The 17,710-nt window shown below is 74.9% G+C and carries 16 protein-coding genes; 9 read left to right on the top strand and 7 right to left on the bottom strand.

The annotated features are described in order from the left end of the window. Positions 1 to 57 precede the first annotated feature (57 nt). The gene (locus tag ACYVO2_RS28835; protein ID WP_461010966.1) at positions 58 to 1,815 is read left to right on the top strand and encodes an amylo-alpha-1,6-glucosidase; all 1,758 of its coding nucleotides are present in this window, start codon (positions 58 to 60) and stop codon (positions 1,813 to 1,815) included. Positions 1,816 to 1,867: 52 nt separating this feature from the next. Here ACYVO2_RS28835 and ACYVO2_RS28830 read toward each other — a convergent pair whose 3' ends face one another. After that, positions 1,868 to 3,343, bottom strand: coding sequence for an MFS transporter (locus ACYVO2_RS28830; RefSeq protein WP_461010965.1), 1,476 nt, complete (start codon positions 3,341 to 3,343; stop codon positions 1,868 to 1,870). Between the two features lie 137 nt (positions 3,344 to 3,480). On the opposite strand from ACYVO2_RS28830, the gene ACYVO2_RS28825 reads away from it, so the two are divergent. Further along, a complete protein-coding gene (locus tag ACYVO2_RS28825; protein WP_461010964.1) occupies positions 3,481 to 4,179 on the top strand; it encodes a TetR/AcrR family transcriptional regulator C-terminal domain-containing protein in 699 nt (232 codons plus the stop codon). 54 nt (positions 4,180 to 4,233) lie between these two features. Here ACYVO2_RS28825 and ACYVO2_RS28820 read toward each other — a convergent pair whose 3' ends face one another. Together ACYVO2_RS28820 and ACYVO2_RS28815 are read right to left on the bottom strand one after the other, a co-directional pair. After that, the gene (locus tag ACYVO2_RS28820) at positions 4,234 to 5,136 is read right to left on the bottom strand and encodes a serine hydrolase (RefSeq protein ID WP_461010963.1); all 903 of its coding nucleotides are present in this window, start codon (positions 5,134 to 5,136) and stop codon (positions 4,234 to 4,236) included. Continuing rightward, positions 5,133 to 6,053, bottom strand: coding sequence for a LysR family transcriptional regulator (locus ACYVO2_RS28815; protein WP_461010962.1), 921 nt, complete (start codon positions 6,051 to 6,053; stop codon positions 5,133 to 5,135). Before ACYVO2_RS28815 ends, ACYVO2_RS28820 begins: the two co-directional genes overlap by 4 nt. Positions 6,054 to 6,216: 163 nt before the next feature. Here ACYVO2_RS28815 and bla point away from each other — a divergent pair, with 163 nt between their 5' ends. Then, positions 6,217 to 7,131, top strand: a complete 915-nt coding sequence (bla, locus tag ACYVO2_RS28810) for a class A beta-lactamase (protein WP_461010961.1) — start codon at positions 6,217 to 6,219, stop codon at positions 7,129 to 7,131. Positions 7,132 to 7,276: 145 nt separating this feature from the next. Continuing rightward, the gene (locus ACYVO2_RS28805) at positions 7,277 to 8,104 is read left to right on the top strand and encodes a hypothetical protein (RefSeq protein WP_461010960.1); all 828 of its coding nucleotides are present in this window, start codon (positions 7,277 to 7,279) and stop codon (positions 8,102 to 8,104) included. Between the two features lie 136 nt (positions 8,105 to 8,240). Here ACYVO2_RS28805 and ACYVO2_RS28800 read toward each other — a convergent pair whose 3' ends face one another. Together ACYVO2_RS28800 and ACYVO2_RS28795 are read right to left on the bottom strand one after the other, a co-directional pair. Then, positions 8,241 to 9,269, bottom strand: coding sequence for a PLL family lectin (locus ACYVO2_RS28800; RefSeq protein ID WP_461010959.1), 1,029 nt, complete (start codon positions 9,267 to 9,269; stop codon positions 8,241 to 8,243). An 806-nt stretch (positions 9,270 to 10,075) separates the two neighbouring features. Continuing rightward, positions 10,076 to 10,804 (bottom strand): TioE family transcriptional regulator, encoded by a 729-nt coding sequence (locus tag ACYVO2_RS28795; protein WP_461010958.1) that lies wholly within the window; start codon positions 10,802 to 10,804, stop codon positions 10,076 to 10,078. A 58-nt stretch (positions 10,805 to 10,862) separates the two neighbouring features. Between ACYVO2_RS28795 and ACYVO2_RS28790 the strand changes: the two genes are divergently transcribed. The 3 genes from ACYVO2_RS28790 (at position 10,863) to ACYVO2_RS28780 (ending at position 12,862) form a co-directional block, all read left to right on the top strand. Continuing rightward, positions 10,863 to 12,068, top strand: a complete 1,206-nt coding sequence (locus tag ACYVO2_RS28790; protein ID WP_461010957.1) for an erythromycin esterase family protein — start codon at positions 10,863 to 10,865, stop codon at positions 12,066 to 12,068. A 117-nt stretch (positions 12,069 to 12,185) separates the two neighbouring features. Continuing rightward, positions 12,186 to 12,479, top strand: coding sequence for an ArsR/SmtB family transcription factor (locus ACYVO2_RS28785; RefSeq protein WP_461010956.1), 294 nt, complete (start codon positions 12,186 to 12,188; stop codon positions 12,477 to 12,479). Continuing rightward, a complete protein-coding gene (locus ACYVO2_RS28780) occupies positions 12,476 to 12,862 on the top strand; it encodes a VOC family protein (RefSeq protein ID WP_461010980.1) in 387 nt (128 codons plus the stop codon). The genes ACYVO2_RS28785 and ACYVO2_RS28780 overlap by 4 nt, the downstream gene beginning before the upstream one ends. Positions 12,863 to 12,892: 30 nt before the next feature. On the opposite strand, the gene ACYVO2_RS28775 is transcribed toward ACYVO2_RS28780, so the two are convergent. Then, on the bottom strand, positions 12,893 to 13,771 hold the full coding sequence (locus tag ACYVO2_RS28775; RefSeq protein WP_461010955.1) for an alpha/beta fold hydrolase: 879 nt from the start codon (positions 13,769 to 13,771) through the stop codon (positions 12,893 to 12,895). A 159-nt stretch (positions 13,772 to 13,930) separates the two neighbouring features. Between ACYVO2_RS28775 and ACYVO2_RS28770 the strand changes: the two genes are divergently transcribed. Together ACYVO2_RS28770 and ACYVO2_RS28765 are read left to right on the top strand one after the other, a co-directional pair. Further along, complete coding sequence (locus ACYVO2_RS28770) at positions 13,931 to 15,913, top strand: AfsR/SARP family transcriptional regulator (protein WP_461010954.1); 1,983 nt, start codon at positions 13,931 to 13,933, stop codon at positions 15,911 to 15,913. A gap of 78 nt (positions 15,914 to 15,991) precedes the next feature. Continuing rightward, on the top strand, positions 15,992 to 16,693 hold the full coding sequence (locus ACYVO2_RS28765) for a DUF3152 domain-containing protein (protein ID WP_461010953.1): 702 nt from the start codon (positions 15,992 to 15,994) through the stop codon (positions 16,691 to 16,693). Positions 16,694 to 16,737: 44 nt separating this feature from the next. Here ACYVO2_RS28765 and ACYVO2_RS28760 read toward each other — a convergent pair whose 3' ends face one another. Next, positions 16,738 to 17,637 carry a helix-turn-helix transcriptional regulator gene (locus ACYVO2_RS28760; RefSeq protein ID WP_461010952.1) on the bottom strand — a complete coding sequence of 300 codons (900 nt, stop codon included), beginning with the start codon at positions 17,635 to 17,637 and terminating at the stop codon, positions 16,738 to 16,740. Between the last annotated feature and the right edge of the window lie 73 nt (positions 17,638 to 17,710).

Here is a 17,710-nt window from a genome sequence, read left to right as displayed (position 1 = left end):
ACCACCGCCGTGCCCACAGCCGTGCCCACCACCGCTACCAGAAACGAGTGCCACCTCATGACCGCCGCCCGATCCGGTCCGGCCTTCTCGGTCCACGACATCCCGTTCAGCACCCATGGCTCGTGGTTCGGCGTCTCGCCCGTCGTGGCCCAGGCGACGCACGCCGATGACCTCCACCTCGTCTCGCACCAGAACGGCATGCACGCCGTCCTGCGCCTGGTCCCCCTCGACGCGGCGACGGCGGAGCGGGCCGAGACCCGTGTGCGGGCGACGCCGGGCCGGCTGAGTTGGGAGCACCCGGGCGGGCGCGTCGAGCTCGCCTACGAGTCGCCGGACACCGTCCGCCTGCGCGGTGCGGGCCTGAGCCTGCGCGTGGAGGCGGCGGCGCACACGCTCACCCCGTTCACCGGCACCTACTTCTTCCGCGACCCGGTGGACGGCGCCCACGTGTTCACCTCGTACGAGACCGGGCGCCGCTACCGGGTCACCGTGCTGTCCGGCACCGTGACCGAGGTCCGCGGCAGCCAGGCCCTGGGCGGCGCCGACCGCGGCGTGACGATCGGCGCCGAGCCCGGCGGGGTCTGGGAGGCCGCCGTCGAGGAACTGGACTGCGCGCGCCGCCCCTACCGGCCGTCGGCCTCCTTCGACCGGGTCGTGGCGGCGGCGGAGCGGGCCTTCGCCGCCTTCGCCGACACGGTCGCCCCGTGGCGCTCGCCGGCCACCCCGGCCGCCGAACTCGCCGCCTACGTGGTGTGGTCGGCGACCGTGCGCCCGGCCGGCCTCGTCACCCGGCCCGCGGTGCTGATGTCCAAGCACTGGATGGACAAGGTGTGGAGCTGGGACCACTGCTTCAACGCCCTCGCCCTGGCCCCCGGCTCCCCCGCTCTCGCCTGGGACCAGTTCCGCGTGGTCTTCGACCACCAGGACGAGAGCGGGGCCCTGCCCGACTCGGTCACCCACTCCGAGGTCCTGTACAACTTCGTCAAACCCCCCATCCACGGGTGGGCCCTGGGCCACCTGCGCAGACGGCTCCCCGTGCCCCCGGACCGGAAGGAACTGGCCGAGGTCTACCGCGGGCTGGCGCGGTGGACGGAGTTCTGGCTCACCGCGCGCCGCGCCCCGGGCTCGGCCCTGCCGCACTACCAGCACGGCAACGACAGCGGCTGGGACAACGCGACGACCTTCGACCCCGAGCGGGTGGTCGTCACCGCCGACCTGGCCGCCTTCCTCACCCTGCAACTGCGCGAACTGGCCGCTCTGGCCGGGGAGCTGGACCGGCCCGACGACGCCCGCCGCTGGGCCGCCACGGCCGACGCCGTCCAGGCGGCGATGTTCGACGACCTGTGGACCGGCGAGCGGTTCGTCGCCCGCGGCGTCCACAGCGGGGACACCTGGAGCAGCTCCGGCCTGCTCGACCTGATGCCCGCCGCCCTGGGCGAGCACCTGCCCGACGCCGTCGGCGCGCTGCTGGCCGAGCGCGTCGAGGCGCACCTCACCCCGTACGGCCTGGCCACCGAACTGCCCACCTCGCCGCACTACCGCTCCGACGGCTACTGGCGCGGCCCGATCTGGGCCCCCGCCACCGTGCTCATCGAGGACGGCCTGCGCCGCGGCGGCCACCGGCGACTCGCGGACGAGATCAGCGCCCGCTTCCGGGCCCTGTGCGAGGCGCACGGGTTCGCGGAGAACTTCGACGCCCTGAGCGGCACCGGCCTGCGCGACCGCGCCTACACCTGGACCGCGAGCAGCTACCTCCTCCTGGCCGAGGCCCACGAGCTGCGGCGCGCCGCACCCGCCGGGACGGCCGGCGGATGAGAGCCGGCGGCGGGGCCGCCGGCTCACGGGGGGCTCATCTGCGGGCCGACGGCTACGGGAGGGAGGCGGTCCGCTCCCGTTGCGCTTCGGGGTCCGGTGTCCCGCGGGGCTTGGTCAACAGTGGCGCGGTGAGGAGTGCGGCGGCGAGGAGGATGCCGCAGGCGGCGGTCAGGGCGGTGGTGTAGCCGTGCACGGTGGCCGTGTTCGGGCCGGCGTGCCGGTGCGACGCCAGGTAGGAGGCGGTCGCGCCGGCCGCGATGGTGTTGAGCAGCGCGGTGCCGAGGGCCGCGCCCAGTTGCTGGGAGGCGTGGTAGGCCGCCGACGCGGCTCCGACCTCGTGCCCGCGCATGCCCGCGGTGGCCAGGGCGGCGGTCGGGGGCAGGACGCAGCCGAGGCCGAGCCCGGTGAGCAGCAGCGCGGGCGTCAGGTACAGCGGCAGGACGTCCGTGGTCCGGTCGGTCAGGCGGGTGAGGACGAACATGCCGGCGGCGGCGGCGAGCAGCCCCGACAGGATCAGTGCCGACGGTGGCACCCGGCCGTGCAGCCGCCCGGCGACGAGGGTGGCGCCGACCAGGGCGGCGAGGGCGTTGATGATGAGGGTGAGGCCCGCCTGGACCGGCGAGTAGTGCAGGACGGTCTGGGTGTAGTAGCTCATGAACAGGTAGAAGCCGAACATCGCGACGAACATCAGGGTGATCGCGAGCAGAGCGCCGCCGCGGGCGCGGTGCAGGAGCACGCGCATCGGCAGCAGCGGGTGCGGGGTGCGCAGTTCCACGGCGGCGAACGCGGCCAGCAGCAGGGCACCGCCGGCCAGCAGCGCCAGTACCGCAGGTGAGGTCCAGCCGCGGGGCTCGGCCTCGTTGAAGCCGTACACGAGGGCGGCGAAGCCGGTGGTGCTCAGCAGCGCGCCGGGGACGTCGAGCCGTCCTCCGCCGCGGAGGGGCCGGTCGCGGGGGACGAGCGCCGTGCCGAGGACGGCGAGCAGCGCGACGGGGACGTTGATGTACAGGCACCAGCGCCAACTGGTGTATTCGGTCAGCAGTCCGCCGGCGACGAGGCCGACCGCCGATCCGGCGGCGCCGACGGCGGCGAATATCCCGAACGCCCGGCCGCGTTCGCGCGGTTCGGTGAACGTGCTGCTCAGCAGCGCCAGACCGGCGGGCGCGAGGGCGGCGGCGAAGACGCCCTGGAGCGCCCGCGCCCCGAACAGCATGCCGGGGCCGGTGGCGGCCCCGCCCAGCGCGGACGCGGCGGCGAAGCCGATCAGGCCGATGGCGAAGGTGCGGCGGTGGCCGAGTGTGCCGCTGATCCTGCCGCCGATCAGCAGCAGCCCGCCGAAGGCCAGCGCGTACCCGGTGATCGCCCACTGGCGGCCCGCGTCGGTCATGCCGAGCGCTTCCTGCGCGGACGGCAGCGCGATGTTCATGATGGTTCCGTCCAGCACCACCAGCAGTTGGGCCGCGCTCACCGCGAGCAGGGTCCACCATCGCCGATGCGCGGTGGCGGCAGGTGTGTTGCCGTCCTCCATGGTTCCTCGCTCTCCGAAGTCACAACGAGTCTCTAACATCGTTCGCCTTCCCTAACGATGTTAGGGAAGGCGAACACGGTACTACACTGGGCGGCCCCGGCAGGGATCGAGGGCGTCAGGCGAGGAGTGATCGGCACGTGGGCGACCAGCGCAGGAGCGGCGAGATCCGGAGCGTCTGGCTGCGGCCCCGTCGCGCTTCCCGGGGGGAGCCGCCGCTGACGCTCTCGCGCATCGTGGAGGCAGCGGTCGCCCTCCTCGACGACGAGGGGATCGAACGGCTCACCATGCGGCGGCTGGCCGAGCGGCTGGACGTCGTCGCGCCGTCCCTGTACTGGCACGTCGACACCAAGGACGACGTCATCGACCTCGCCGTGGACGCGATCTTCGGCGAGCAGGCACCCCGGGTCGCGGGCGGGCCCGCCTGGCGCGACGACGTCACCGCGGTGCTGGCCGGGTGGCGGGCCGCGCTGCTGCGCCACCCCTGGGCCGCCGCCGTCCCGGCGCGGCGGCGCCCGACCATCGGCCCGAACTTCCTCGCCGGGATGGAGGTCCTCCAGGCGACCCTGGTGCGGGCCGGGTTCACCGGCAAGGGTCTGTCGGCCGCCACCTGGGCGCTGTACAACCACGTCATGGGCTCGGCGTCCACCGAGACGGCCCTGCGCATCACCGACGAGGAGCGCCGCGTGGGCCAGGAGCAGCTCCAGGCCCGGCGCGACCGGTACCCCACCCTCGCCGCCCACGGCTACCTCTACGACGACGACTGGGACGGCAGCTTCACCGCGGGGCTCGACTACCTGCTCGACGGGCTGGAGGCACAGCTCGACCGGGCCCGCTGAGGGATCGCGCGGGCCGCGCCGCGGGGCGCGACCGAAGTCGCCCGGCGCGCCCGGCTACAACTGCCGCAGATGGTCCCGCAGCCGGCGGGCCACATGGGACATCAGGGCGTCGGCGCCCGGCTGGGTGGCGGCGGGGACCTGGGACTCGGTGAGGACGGCGACGGCGAAGGACTGGCCGTCGGCGTGTTCGACGACGCCGATCTCGTGCCGCAGGTTCATCAGGGTGCCGGTCTTGGAGGACCACCGGGAGGCGTCGGAGCTGAAGTCGGGGGCGAGCCGGTGGCGGATGACGTTGTTCGCCATGAGGGTGCGCACACGGGCGGCCACCTCGGGGTGGATGGCCGAGGGGGTCCACAGGGCCTGGAGGAGGTCGGCGAACGCGCGGGCGGTGCCGGTGCTGGCGTGGGTGACGTCCAGTTGCGGCACCCGGTGGCCGCGGCCGCCGGTGCCAGCGCCGATGGCGAGGGCGTGGGCGAGGTGCGCGTCGGCGGCGTCGAAGCGCTCCACGGGGGTCTCGGTCAACTCCTGCATCGTGTGGCGGACGCTGAGGCCGTGCACGTCCAGCTCCCGCAGGAGCCGGGCGACCCGGTCGGGCGGAGTGAGGCCGAACAGGGCGTCGGCGGCGATGCTGTCGCTCACGGAGGTGCTGAGGTACAGCAGGTCGTCCACGGCGATGCGGACGGGGTGCCGGAAGCGGCTCAGCCCGGTCGGGCCGGGCGTGGTGATCCGGCCCGGCTGCACGTCCAGGGTCTGCGCGCCGTCGAGTTCGCCGCGCCGGACGCGTTCCAGGGTGGCCAGCGCCAGCGGCACCTTGACCAGGGAGGCGGCGGGCAGCTCCACGTCCGGGTCGATGCCGATCTCGTCGCCGGTGTGCAGGTCCCGGACGAGGAAGGAGCCGCGCAGACCGCCGTCACGCAGCGTCCCGCGCAGCTCGCGCAGCAGTTGCTCGGTGTTCACGCGGCCCTCCGCCTCGCCGGGCCGGTCTCCCGCGCCGGGTCCGTGCTCGGCGGTGCGCCGAGGCAGCGGGCGATGGCGTCGCCGAGGCGGGTCCTGAGGCGTTCGGGGTCGCCCGCGGCGGCCGCGGCGATGGCGAAGCCGCGGGCGAGCCCGGTCTCGCCGACGGGCCGCCAGTGCAGGCCGAGGTCGTCGGCCTGCGCCGGGGAGCACAGCAGCAGGTCGTCGCAGGACAGCGCCGCCGCGGCGGCGGCGGTGAGGCTGGTCTCGACGACGAGCTGCGCAGGCCGCAGGCCGACCGCGTCGCGCAGCCGCTCCATGCGGTCCCTGATGTGCGGAACGTCGTCCTCGGGCTGGATCAGGACGCGGCGCGGCGGGCCCGTGTCGGTGCGGCCGGGGCGCAGGGTCTCGACGTACAGGCGGCGCACGCCGGGGTCACGGGCGCAGGCGAGCCCCAGCGGGACGGACCACGCCGCGTCGTCCGGCGGCACCGCGACCAGGGCGGCGCGCACCTCGTGGGAGTGGACGAGCTCGGCGCGCTCCGCCGGGGAGGCCACCCTCAGTTCGAGGGGGACGCCTCCGGCGCGGGCGTCGGCGACGAGCCGGGCGAGGGCGCCGGTGGAGCAGACGTCGGGGAAGGCGAGCCGCAGGGGCCTGCGCCGGGAGGTCTCCGCCTCGTCCTCCAGGGCGTCGGCGGCGCGGACGAGCCGTCTGGCCACGGGCAGCATGCCCCGGCCGAACGGGGTGAGGACCGCTCCGCGCGAGGCCCGCTCGAACAGTTGCTCGCCCAGGTGCTTCTCCAGCGCGGCGATGCGCCGGCTGGCCACCGACTGGGACATCCGCGCGGCGGCGGCACCGACGGTGAAGCTGCCGCGTTCACTCACATGGATGAACGCACGGCAGGCGGCGACCAGGTCCATGGCACGTCAGCCTATGTGAATTCGGCATGGAACCGCACACGGGCGTCTTGGACCGCATGAGGGCGGGGCACGAGGGTGGGACGTGACCGCGGGGGCGCGTTTCGCCGGCGCTCCCGGACATCCCCCGTGCGCTCCGGCGCACGGCAGGCCGGAGGTTGCATCCATGCATCGCGCTGTCGCGCGGCGCGCCGTCGCAGGCGTGCTGGCCGCGCTCGTCCTCGTCCCGCTCACCGCCTGCGGCGAGGCCACCGCCCCCGCGGCCGCGACCTCGTCGCCGTCGGCGCTCCAACGCAGGTCCGCCGCCGCCGAGTTCACGGGCCTCGAGCGGAAGTTCGACGCCCGGCTCGGGATGTACGCGCTCGACACCGGCACGGGGCGGGAGGTCGTCCACCGGGCGGACGAGCGGTTCGCGTACGCCTCCACGTTCAAGGCCCTCGCGGCGGGCGCGGTCCTGCGGAAGCACTCGGTGCACGGCCTGGACAAGCTGATCACCTACTCGCGCGCGGACCTGGTCAGCCATTCCCCCGTGACCGAGCGGCACGTGGACACCGGCATGACCCTGCGCGCGCTGTGCGCCGCGGCCCTGCGCCACAGCGACAACACCGCCGCCAACCTGCTGTTCGACGAGCTGGGCGGCCCCCGGGGCCTGGACCGGGCGCTCGAGGACCTGGCCGGCGACGACGTCACCCACATGGTGCGGCGCGAGACGGAGCTCAACGCGGCCGTGCCCGGGGACCCACGCGACACCAGCACGCCGCGGGCGCTCGCCGGGGACCTGCGCGCCTTCCTGCTCGACGACGTCCTGAAGGACGACGAACGCGCCCTGCTCACGCACTGGATGCGCACCAACAGCACCGGCGGGAACCTCATCAGGGCCGGGGTCCCGCGCGACTGGACGGTGGCCGACAAGAGCGGCGGCGGAGGCTACGGCACGCGCAACGACATCGCCGTGGTGTGGCCTCCGAAGGGGGCGCCCATCGTCGTGGCGATCATGTCCAGCCGCGGCGCCCGGGACGCCGCGTACGACGACGCCCTGGTGGCGGAGGCGGCTTCCGTGGTCGTGGAAGCGCTGTCCTAGGCGGCGCGTCCGACCGGTGGGATGTCCGCGGTTCGTAACAGATGTCGGCGCTGGGCAACAGCTCGCGGGGGTCGTCGAACCCGCCCCGGGTGGTGGCCGTGCTGGCGGGTGTTCCGATCGACGCACGAGCGAAAGGCTCAATCCCATGACTGCCACCCGTACCCGTCTCCTCCCCGCCCTCGGTGTCCTCCTGGCCGGCGGGCTCTTCCTCACCGGCTGCGGCAGCGACGACTCCGCCGCCTCGACGCCGACGAAGTCCTCCACCTCCACCGCCGGGGCCGCGGCCGACGGCGGCTCCGCCGCCAAGGACGGCAAGGACGGAAAGGGCGGCACCGCGACCGCGACCGGAGCGGCGGCCCAGGGCGGAACCTCGGCGAAGGGCGGGGCCTCCGCGAGCGGCGGCACCCAGGCCGGTTCGCCCGCCACGGCGCAGAGCGGCACCGTGACCGGCACGCTGACGTACCTGGCGCCGGGCAAGCTCATGGTGGGCGAGCGCGCGTTCTTCGTCGCCACCGACACGCAGATCTGGGGCGCGGGCGGCATCTGCGGCGACGCCGCCGGCCAGTCGGCCAGCGAGTGCACCGTGGAGCAACTGGAGAAGGCCGCCAAGACCGGCAAGATCCGCGCCGAGGTGGAGATCGGCAAGGACGGCATCGCCGTGGAGATCAGGGAGCAGAAGGCGGCCGGGTCGTCCTCCGGCGGCGGGGCGGCCGAGGACGACCGCGGGGACGGCACCGTGACGGGCGTCCTCACCTACCTGGCGCCGGGCAAGCTCATGGTGGGCGAGCGCGCGTTCTTCGTCGCCACCGACACGCAGATCTGGGGCGCGGGCGGCATCTGCGGCGACGCCGCCGGCCAGTCGGCCAGCGAGTGCACCGTGGAGCAGCTCGAGAAGGCCGCCAAGACCGGCAAGATCCGCGCCGAGGTGGAGATCGGCAAGGACGGCATCGCCGTGGAGATCAGGGAGCAGTAGGGATGCCGACCGGCGGCCCGTCCGGGCACGTCGTCCCGGAGCCGCCCCCGGTGAGCGTGCGGCTGCCCCCGACGCGGAGCGTTCTCCGCGCCGGGGGCCGGTGCCGTGCGGCGGCGCCTCCCGCGGCACCGCCGGCCTACGCCGTGTCGGTCCAGGCGGCCCCCCGTATCGCGGCGGACGGGGTGAGCCAGCAGACGTCCATGCTGCCCGGGGTGCGTGACACCGCGGCGATGCCGTCGCCGGAGGCGGACGACTCGGGGGCGAGCCGGTAGCGGCCCCACGGTTGCCCCTCGTACCAGTAGGCGCCCTCCACCGACCCGTTCGGGCCGGTCCACCACACCTCCATGCTCCCCGGAACGCGGGACACCGCGGCGAGGGGCGTCCCGCCGTAGGCACTGCCGCCCGGGGCGAGCTGGTAGCGGGGCCACGGTTGCCCGTCGTACCAGTGCGCACCCTCCACCGACCCGTTCGGGCCGACCCACCAGACCTCCATGCTCCCGGGGATGCGCGACACCGCCGCGATGCCGGTGTCCAGCCGACCGCTGTTGTCCGGGGCGAGCTGGTAGCGGGCCCAGGGGTGACCCTCGTACCAGTACGCGCCTTCCACCGACCCGTTCGGGCCGACCCACCACACCTCCATGCTCCCGGGAATCCGCGACACCGCCGCGATGCCCCCGGTCACACCGGCACTGCCGACGGGCGCGAGCTGGTAGCGGGCCCACGGTTGCCCGTCGTACCAGTACGCGCCCTCCACCGACCCGTTCGGGCCGACCCACCAGACCTCCATGCTCCCCGGGACACGGGAGACAGCGGCGACGTCTCCCACGGCGGTGTTGTTCGGTGCGAGCTGGTAGCGGGCCCAGGGGTGGCCCTCGTACCAGTACGCGCCCTCCACGGAGTTGTGGGGGCTGACCCACCACACCTCCATGCTGGTCGGGATCCGCGACACCGCCGCCAGATGCCCGATCTCCGCCGCGCTGTTGCGGGGCGCCAACTGGTAGCGGCCCCACGGGTGGTCGTCGTACCGATACCCACCCTCAACGGAGAGGCTGGGCCCGACCCACCACGCCTCCACGCTTGCGGGAACCCGGGACACCGCCGCGATGCCGGTGTCAGGAGCGGCGCTCCCCGCCGGGGCGATCTGGAATCCACGCCATGCACACATATGGGGACCTCTTTCTTTTCCGTGCGGAAAGGGACGTTCACCATACGGAGCCGGGTGGGGGAGAAATCCAACCCCTATGACCGATTTTGCCTTTTGTGTACGTTCCCTCGTCCCCCAAGCGGGGGAGGTGGGCCGTCGTCGCACTGGTCAATGCTTGGCGTGAAATTTGACCACATCTTTGACTCAGAGTTGGAAATGATGTTTGTCCTCCCGCTTACCAAGCAACGAGGACTTCAATTGGCTGCTTGTTTGGAGCCATGTTTGAAGCCATGTTTGGAGAGATGTTTGGAGAGATGTTTGCGTACCTGCCTGGCTCAATGTTCGGCCTCAAGCTTGCTTGGTTGCCCAACCCTGTACGTGCCCGCCCGGTCGGCTGCGGCGCACGAGACGGTCGCGGAAGCGGTCAAGGCCGTTCGCTCCCTCCCGCGGAGGGGCCGGGACGGAGGAGGTGGCCGGGGTGTCCGGCGGCGGCGGGCGTGGGACCGGTCCCATTTTCGTACGGCAATCCCGAACTTGAGTCGCTTCAGTCGCTGCCCACCGAAATGAACCGCCTCTGACCTGCACTTTCGCGGCCCGCGCTTCGGTAGCTACCGAACGCGGGAGCCGGTTGCCGAGTCCTGGTCGGTTCCTGCCGTAGGGAGAACCGTACGGCTCCGGCGGGCGCGAGGAGGGGAATCAGGCAAGAAAGGCGAGGAACGTCAGCCATGACGCCCTGCCGCACCGCGGCGGTGGCGGCCCCGGCGGACGGGCCGGCCGGGGCGGAACCGTCGGTGCGCCCTGTCGTCCTCGGTCGGCGGCCGGAGCCCTCAGCCGCGCTCCCGGAGGTACCCCTCCAGCTCGGCGGCCCCGGTCAGCATCGCCCGACCTCGGGCGGACAGCCGGTCGCGCCAGTCGCCCAGCGCGGCCTCCAGCGGTTCGAGCCCGCCGGCCGCCCGCACCTGGGCGATCAGCGGGGCGATCCGGTCCAGCGGGTAGCCGCCCCGCCTGAGCTGGTGGGCCAGCCGGGCGTCCCGCACATCGGCCTCGTCGTAGACGCGGTACCCGGTCCGCGGATCGCGGCGCGGACGCACCACCCCGGCGCGCTCCCAGGCGCGCAGCGTCGCGGGCCGGATCCCGAGCCGCCCCGCCAGCGGCCCGATGAACGTGCCGCCGGGCCCGGACACCGCGTCGGGCCCGGACGCCGTGGGGGCCAGGTGGCCGAGGGCGCTCTCCACGGCCTGGAGGGTCCTGCGGTCGTCGAGGAGCTGGGCGTGGCTCTCGTCGATGAGGCGGAACGCCTCCCCGGCCGCGCCCTCGTTCACCGCCCGCATGATCGCCGTCGCCGTCCGGTGGCCGTGGCCGGGCACCAGGGCGAGGAAGGCGCGCAGCGCGCGGGCGTGCAGCGGGGTGTAGGTGCGGTAGCCGTGGGGTGTGCGATCGGCGGCCGGGAGGATGCCGGCCTCCTCGTAGTTCCTGATCGCCTGCGTGGACAGGCCGTGCACCCGCGCCAGATCAACCGGCCTGAGTCGTTCGCCACTTTGAAGGTCTCGCCCCATGAACCTGCTGATTCCGCGGAAAAGTTTCAACCGTTTCTTCAACGATACCGTTGAAGCCATGGTTGCTGCTGACATCCTGGACACCGCCCGTTCCGTCGAGGCCGCCGCCGTCATGCGGCTGCTCCCGGCCCGGCCCCGGCTGCTCGGCCTGGGCGAGCCCACCCACGGCGAGGACGCCCTGCTCGATCTGCGCAACGAGCTCTTCCGGCAGCTCGTCGAGCAGGAGGGCTTCCGGACGATCGCGATCGAGAGCGACTGCCTGCGGGGCCTGGTGGTGGACGACTACGTCACCTCGGGCACGGGCACCCTCGACGAGGCCATGGAGCACGGATTCAGCCACGACTGGGGCGCGTCCGCGGCCAACCGCGAGCTGGTGCGCTGGATGCGCGCCCACAACGACGGCCGGCCCGAGTCCGAGCGGCTCCGCTTCGCCGGTTTCGACGGCCCGCTGGAGATCACCCACGCCGAGAGCCCCCGGCAGGCCCTCACCGCGCTCCACGGCTGTCTCGCGGCCCGGGTGGACGCGGACCTGCTCCCCTGCACCGCGGAGACGCTCGACCGCCTGCTCGGCGCCGACGACCGGTGGACCGATCCCGCCGCGATGACGGACCCGGCCCGGTCCGTGGGGCAGTCGGCCGAGGCGAGGGAGCTGCGGCTGCTCGCCGACGAGCTGGTGGCGCTGCTCGACACGCAGGCGCCGCACCTGGCCGCGGCGGCCTCGGGGGACGACTGGGACCGGGCGCGCCTGTACGGGCGCACCGCCATCGGCCTGCTGCGCTACCACCACTGGATGGCCGACGCCGCACCGGCCCGCATGGCCCGGCTGGTGGGCCTGCGGGACCTGATGATGGCCGGGAACCTCCTCGCCGTCGCCGAACGGGGCCCGGCGCTGGTCCACGCCCACAACGGCCATCTCCAGCGGCACAGGAGCACGATGCGGATGGGCGGGTCGCCGGTGGCGTGGTGGAGCGCCGGCGCGCTGGTGAGCGCCCGGCTCGGCGGGGAGTACCGCTTCGTGGCCACGGCCCTCGGCACGATCCGGCACCGGGGAGTGGACACGCCGGCGCCGGACACCGTCGAAGGACTCCTGTACGCGCTCCCGGAGGACCGCTGCCTCATCGACGCCCCGCGACTGGCCGCCGCCCTCGGCGACGCCCGGCCCGCGCCCCGGGTGTCCCCCTGGTTCGGCTACTCCCCGCTCGACCCGGCCCACCTGGCGGACAGCGACGGCCTCGTGTTCGTCAGGGACGTCCCGCGAAGGTAAGGACGACGTCGCGCGAAGGCAGGGGTGTCGCGCGAAGGCAGGGGTGCCTCCTCGGGCGGGCGGGCGACAGGGCGGCCGGCTTGATAGGCAAGTCATCACTTGCCTATGGTCGGGGTCATGACGGACGATGTCTTCAAGGCATTGGCCGACCCCACCCGCCGGCGCATCCTCGACGAGCTGGTGGAGCGGGACGGCCAGACCCTGTTCGAGATATGCGCGCGGCTGGCGACCAAGCACGGCCTGGGCCTGACCCGCCAGGCGATCAGCCAGCACCTGGCCGCACTGGAATCCGCGGGTCTGGTCCGTTCGCGGCGCGAGGGCCGCTACAAGTTCCACGACCTGAACACCGAACCCCTGGAGCACATCGTGACCCGATGGCTCAGGCCCGACACCCCGGAGAGCACCCGATGAGGATCCACCTGTCCAGCGTCTTCGTCGACGACCAGGAGAAGGCCCTGCGCTTCTACACCGAGGTGCTGGGCTTCGTGAAGAAGCACGACGTCCCGATGGGCGAGGACCGGTGGCTGACCGTGGTCTCGCCGGAGGACCCCGAGGGGACCGAGTTGCTGCTCGAGCCCTCCGGCCACCCCGCGGTGGGCCCGTACAGGACGGCGCTGGCCACCGACGGCATCCCGGCCACCGCCTTCGCCGTGGACGACGTGCACGCGGAGTACGACCGGCTGCGCCGGCTCGGGGTCCGCTTCACCCAGGAGCCGCTGGAGATGGGCACGGTCACCACCGCGGTGCTGGACGACACCTGCGGCAACCTGATCCAGCTCGTCCGCAGCGAGTAGGACCCGGGCCCCCGGCCCCGGCGCCCGCCGTCAGCGCGTGAGCAGTTCCCGCAGCGCCGCGGTCACGTCGCCGGGCGCCTCCTCGGCCATGAAGTGGCCGCAGGTGACGGTGGTGTGCCGCAGGTCGGGCGCCCAGGCGCGCCACAGCGCCGCGGCGTCGAAGCCGAGGGCCGCGCCCCAGTCCTGCTGGAGGACGGCCACCGGCATCCGCAGCCGGTTGCCCGCGGCCCGGTCGGCCCGGTCGTGCTCGATGTCCGCGCCCGCGGAGGCGCGGTAGTCGGCCACGATGGACGGCACCGCGTCCCGGCAGGCCGCCAGATAGGCGGCGCGGACGTCGGCGGGGACGGCCCGCGGGTCGTTCGTCCAGATGTCGAGGAAGTGGCCGAAGAAGGCGTCCGGGTCGGCGGCGATCATGCGCTCCGGCAGCCCCGGCGGCTGCGCCATCAGGTACAGGTGGAAGCCGACGGCCGCGGTGACGCCGTGCATCACCTCCCACATGTCCAGGGTCGGCAGCACGTCGAGGCAGGCCAGGTGGGTGACCGCGGCCGGGTGGTCGAGCGCGGCGCGGAACGCCACCAGCGCGCCTCGGTCGTGCCCGGCGAGCGCGAACCGCTCGTGCCCGAGCGCGCGGGCCAGGGCGACCACGTCGGCGGCCATGGCGCGCTTGGCGTACACGGTGCCGTCGGTCTCGGCGGGCTTGCCGCTGGCGCCGTAGCCGCGCAGGTCGGGGCAGATCACGGTGTGGTCGGCGGCGAGGTCGGCGGCCACGTGCCGCCACATCAGGTGGGTCTGCGGGAAGCCGTGCAGCAGCACCACGGGCGGGCCCGAGCCGCCGACGGCCGCGTGCAGGGACACCCCGTCGGCGACGGGGACGAGGTGCTGGTCGAAGCCGGGGATGACGGGCGCCATGGCTCCGCTCCTTTCGCTGGGAGTCTCACCGGGAAGCCGGCGCTTCCCGTGGAAGAGCCGGTGCCTCGATCCTCGCGGCCGCGGATGAGTGTTGGATGAGCAGCGACGCGGCGGCCCGCGCACCGGGCGGCGCGGCGGGAAGGGACGGTGAGGACGCGGATGGCGGTCGTCTTCGGGGTGCTCGGTCCGGTGGTGGCCTGGGACGCCGCGGGTGAGGCGATCCCGCTGAAGGGGCCCAGGCACCGCTCGGTGCTGGCCCGGCTCCTCCTCGCCCGCGGGCGCGTCGTCCCCGTCGGCCGCCTCGTGACGGACCTGTGGGCGGACCCGCCCGCCGACGCGGTGGGCGCGGTGCGCACCTTCGTCGCCGCGCTGCGCCGCGCCCTGGAGCCGGACCGCCCGCCGCGCACCCCCGCCCGGCTGCTGGTCACCGAGGGCCCCGGGTACGCGCTGCGCGCCGCCCCCGACGCGGTGGACTCCTGGCGGTTCGAGCGGGACGTGGCCGAGGCCGCCGGGCTGCCGCCCGAGGCCGCGGCGGCCCGGCTGGCGGAGGCGCTCGGCCGGTGGCGCGGCCCCGCCTACGCGGAGTTCGCCGACCAGCCGTGGGCCAGGGCCGAGTGCCGCCGCCTGACCGAACTGCGGCTGCACGCCGTCGAACAGCACGCCGAGGCCCTGCTGGCGCTCGGCCTGGCCGACCGGGCGGCGGCCGAGCTCCAGGCGCACACCGCCGGGCACCCGTGGCGGGAGAACGCCTGGCGCCTGCTGGCCCTGGCGCTGTACCGCACCGGCCGCCAGGGCGACGCGCTCGACGTGCTGCGCCGGGCCCGGGCGCTGCTGGCCGAGCAGCTCGGCATCGACCCGGGCGCGGGGCTGCGCTCCCTGGAGGCGGACATCCTCGCCCAGGACGACCGGCTCGGCCCCGCCGCGCCGGACCCGGGCGGGGCGGCGGGGCGGGTGTGGGAGCGGGTCGCCGCCGTCTACGACCGCACGGTGTCCTCCGCGGCCCGGGCCCGCCTGGAATCGACGGTCGGGCTGCTGCGGAACCTCGCCCTGACGGGCGGCGGCGGGCTGCTGGCCGCCCGGGAGCACCGGGTGGCGGCGATCGCAGCGGCCGAGGAGCTGGGCGACGCCGAGCTGACCGCCCGGGTGATCGGCGCCTACGACGTCCCGGCGCTGTGGACCCGCCTGGACGACCCGGAGCAGGCCGCCCGCGTCGTCGCCGCCGCCGAGCGCACCCTGGCCGCCCTGCCGTCCGAGGGGCACGACGCGGCCAGGGCGCGGCTGCTGGCCACCGTCGCCGTGGAGTCCCGCGGCACCCCGCACGCCCGCGGCCCCCAGGCGGCCCGGCAGGCCGAGGGGATCGCCCGGCGCCTGGACGACCCGGCGCTGCTGGCGTTCGCCCTCAACGCCGCGTTCATGCAGTGCTTCCACCGCACCGGGCTGGCCCCGCGCCGCGACGCGATCGGGGCGGAGCTGGTCGCCGTCTCCGCCCGGCACGGCCTGACCGCGTTCGAGGTGCTCGGACACCTCATCCGCGTCCAGGCCCGCGGCGCCCTGGGGGACTTCGCCGGGGCGGACCGCCACGCGGCGGCGGCCGACCGCCTGGCCGCGCGCCACGAACGGCCGCTGGTGCGCGTGTTCACCGGTTGGTACGCGGCGCTGCGGCTGGACGCGACCGGCGGGGCGCCGCTGCCCGAGGTGGAGGCGGCCTACCGGGACGCGGCCGCCCGGCTGGACGGCGCCGGCATGCCCGGCCTCGCCGACGGGCTGCTGCCGCTCGCCCTGCTGTGCCTGCGGCTGCGGCACGCGCTGCCCCTCGACCCGGGCGAGGACACCGGCTTCGGACCCCACGCCCCGTGGGTCCGCCCCCTGCTCCTGCTCGACCGGGGCCGCCGCGCCGAGGCCGCCCGGGTGCTGCGCGCCGTGCCGGAACCGCCCCGCGGGCTGCTCCAGGAGGCCCTGTGGTGCCTCACCGCGCGGGCGGCCCTGGCCGTCGGCGACCGGGAGGCGATGCGGCGCGCCCGCACCGCCCTCGCCCCGGCGGCGGGCGAGCTGGCCGGGGCGGGCAGCGGCCTGCTCACCGTCGGCCCGGTCTCGGCGCACCTGGACGACCTGGCGGCGGCGCTCGGCGGGAACCCGCCCTGAACCGATCCCTCCGTCCGCACGTGTCCCGCGTCGGTGACCTGTGCGCCGCCGGCCGGCGGCCGGGCCGAGCGGAGGGACGTGAGAGCAGCCATGGTGGTCCGCCCGTCGCGCGACCGGGCCGTCCCGGCGTCAGGAGTGTGGTCGTGCGTCGCGCTCGCGGCGGTGCTCGGGATTCTGCTGTTCGGCTGGTACCGACTGGTGGGCGGCCTGCTCGACCCGGCGCTGGGGCAGCAGCGGTTCGACCTGGCGCGGGAGGAGCGGCCCGCGGCCGGGCAGGGGCGGATGTACCGGTACATGGTGCGGGTCGAGCAGGGCGTCGGCCTGGCGGCGGAGGACGCGGCCGACGAGGTCGCCGCGGTGCTGGCCGACCCGCGGGGCTGGACGGCGCGGGACGGCATCGGCTTCCGGCTCGTCGACTCCGGCACGGCCGACTTCGCGGTGACCATCGCCACGCCCCGCACGGTGGACGAGATCTGCGGGGCGGCGGGCCTGGAGACCCGGGGGGAGGTCAACTGCCGGGTCGGCTCCTCCGTGGTGGTCAACCTCAAGCGGTGGCGCGAGGGCTCGCCGACGTTCGACGGGCCCATCGGCGAGTACCGCGCCCTGATCGTCAACCACGAGGTGGGTCACTGGCTCGGCCACGGCCACCAGGGCTGCCCGTCCCCCGGCAGCCCCGCCCCGGTGATGATGCAGCAGATCAAGGGCCTGGACGGCTGCGTACCCAACGCCTGGCCGCACGACCGCGCGGGCCGCCTGATCCGGGGCCCCGCCGTCCCCTGACCCGCGCGTCCGCCGGGCCCGCCCACTGCGCGCGGGAGCTGGCGCTACCCGCCCGGTCGGCGGGCCGCCTCCGGCCGGGCGGCCTCGGCCGCCCGCTGCTCGGCGACCTGGCCGGACAGCAGTCGCAGCGCGTCGGCCGAGGCGCCGTCGGCGGGTGTGTAGACCTCGAGCCGGTGGTCGGGGCTGTCGGGTTGCAGCCACACCTGGTAGTCCACGTCCACCCGGCCGACGGTCGGGTGCCGCAGCCGCATGGTGCCCACCGTGCAGTCCGCGACCTCGCCCTTGGCCCACAGCGTGGCGAAGTCGCCGCTGAGCATGGCGAGTTCGCCGATCAGCTCGGCCAGCCGGGCGTCGGTGGGGTACCGGCCCGCGGTGAGCCGCAGGTAGGCGACGTGGACACGGGCCACCTCGTCCCAGTTCCGGTGCAGGCCGCGGGTGAGGGAGTCGAGGAACACCATCCGGGGAATGGACGGCCGCCGCGCCGGATCGCCGGGCGCGTCGAAGTCGACGTGTTCCGCGACCAGGGCGTGGCCGACGCGGTTCCAGGCCAGCACGTCGCCGCGGCGGCCGAGCACCACGGCCGGCGTGGTCTCGCCGATGGAGGCCAGCAGCGCCAGCACCCGTCGGTGCGGCCGCTCGGGGCGGGGCCGGACCAGGCGGGCCGTGGGGCGCTGGCGGGCGAGGTTGTGCAGGTGGGCGGTCTCGGCCGGATCGAGCCTGAGCACGGTGGCGAGCGCGTCGAGGACCTGCCGGGAGGCGGTTCCGGCCTGACCCTGCTCCAGCCGCGTGTAGTAGCCGGCGCTCACCCCCGCGAGCTGGGCGAGTTCCTCGCGGCGCAGGCCAGGTACGCGGCGGGCGGTGCCGTAGGTGCGCAGTCCGACGTCGGCGGGCGTGACCCGGTCGCGGCGGGTCTTGAGATAGGCCCCGAGGCTCTCCAGCTCCATGACTGCGAGCGTAGGCGCCACGGGCCCGCCCCCGGGTGCCCCTGCGAGGTGTACCCACGGCGCGGGTCTGGTT

Source organism: Streptomyces capparidis, from assembly GCF_054782095.1.
This window is presented reverse-complemented; position numbering and strand designations above follow the sequence as displayed.

What these genes read in the sequence shown, in the direction of transcription:
- ACYVO2_RS28795 (WP_461010958.1), bottom strand. Translation starts at nt 10,804, where the DNA reads ATGGGGCGAGACCTTCAAAGTGGCGAACGACTCAGGCCGGTTGATCTG.
- ACYVO2_RS28780 (WP_461010980.1), top strand. Translation starts at nt 12,476, where the DNA reads ATGAGGATCCACCTGTCCAGCGTCTTCGTCGACGACCAGGAGAAGGCC.
- ACYVO2_RS28815 (WP_461010962.1), bottom strand. Translation starts at nt 6,053, where the DNA reads ATGGACCTGGTCGCCGCCTGCCGTGCGTTCATCCATGTGAGTGAACGC.
- ACYVO2_RS28770 (WP_461010954.1), top strand. Translation starts at nt 13,931, where the DNA reads ATGGCGGTCGTCTTCGGGGTGCTCGGTCCGGTGGTGGCCTGGGACGCC.
- bla (WP_461010961.1), top strand. Translation starts at nt 6,217, where the DNA reads ATGCATCGCGCTGTCGCGCGGCGCGCCGTCGCAGGCGTGCTGGCCGCG.
- ACYVO2_RS28775 (WP_461010955.1), bottom strand. Translation starts at nt 13,771, where the DNA reads ATGGCGCCCGTCATCCCCGGCTTCGACCAGCACCTCGTCCCCGTCGCC.
- ACYVO2_RS28800 (WP_461010959.1), bottom strand. Translation starts at nt 9,269, where the DNA reads ATGTGTGCATGGCGTGGATTCCAGATCGCCCCGGCGGGGAGCGCCGCT.
- ACYVO2_RS28760 (WP_461010952.1), bottom strand. Translation starts at nt 17,637, where the DNA reads ATGGAGCTGGAGAGCCTCGGGGCCTATCTCAAGACCCGCCGCGACCGG.
- ACYVO2_RS28805 (WP_461010960.1), top strand. Translation starts at nt 7,277, where the DNA reads ATGACTGCCACCCGTACCCGTCTCCTCCCCGCCCTCGGTGTCCTCCTG.
- ACYVO2_RS28830 (WP_461010965.1), bottom strand. Translation starts at nt 3,343, where the DNA reads ATGGAGGACGGCAACACACCTGCCGCCACCGCGCATCGGCGATGGTGG.
- ACYVO2_RS28785 (WP_461010956.1), top strand. Translation starts at nt 12,186, where the DNA reads ATGACGGACGATGTCTTCAAGGCATTGGCCGACCCCACCCGCCGGCGC.
- ACYVO2_RS28790 (WP_461010957.1), top strand. Translation starts at nt 10,863, where the DNA reads ATGGTTGCTGCTGACATCCTGGACACCGCCCGTTCCGTCGAGGCCGCC.
- ACYVO2_RS28835 (WP_461010966.1), top strand. Translation starts at nt 58, where the DNA reads ATGACCGCCGCCCGATCCGGTCCGGCCTTCTCGGTCCACGACATCCCG.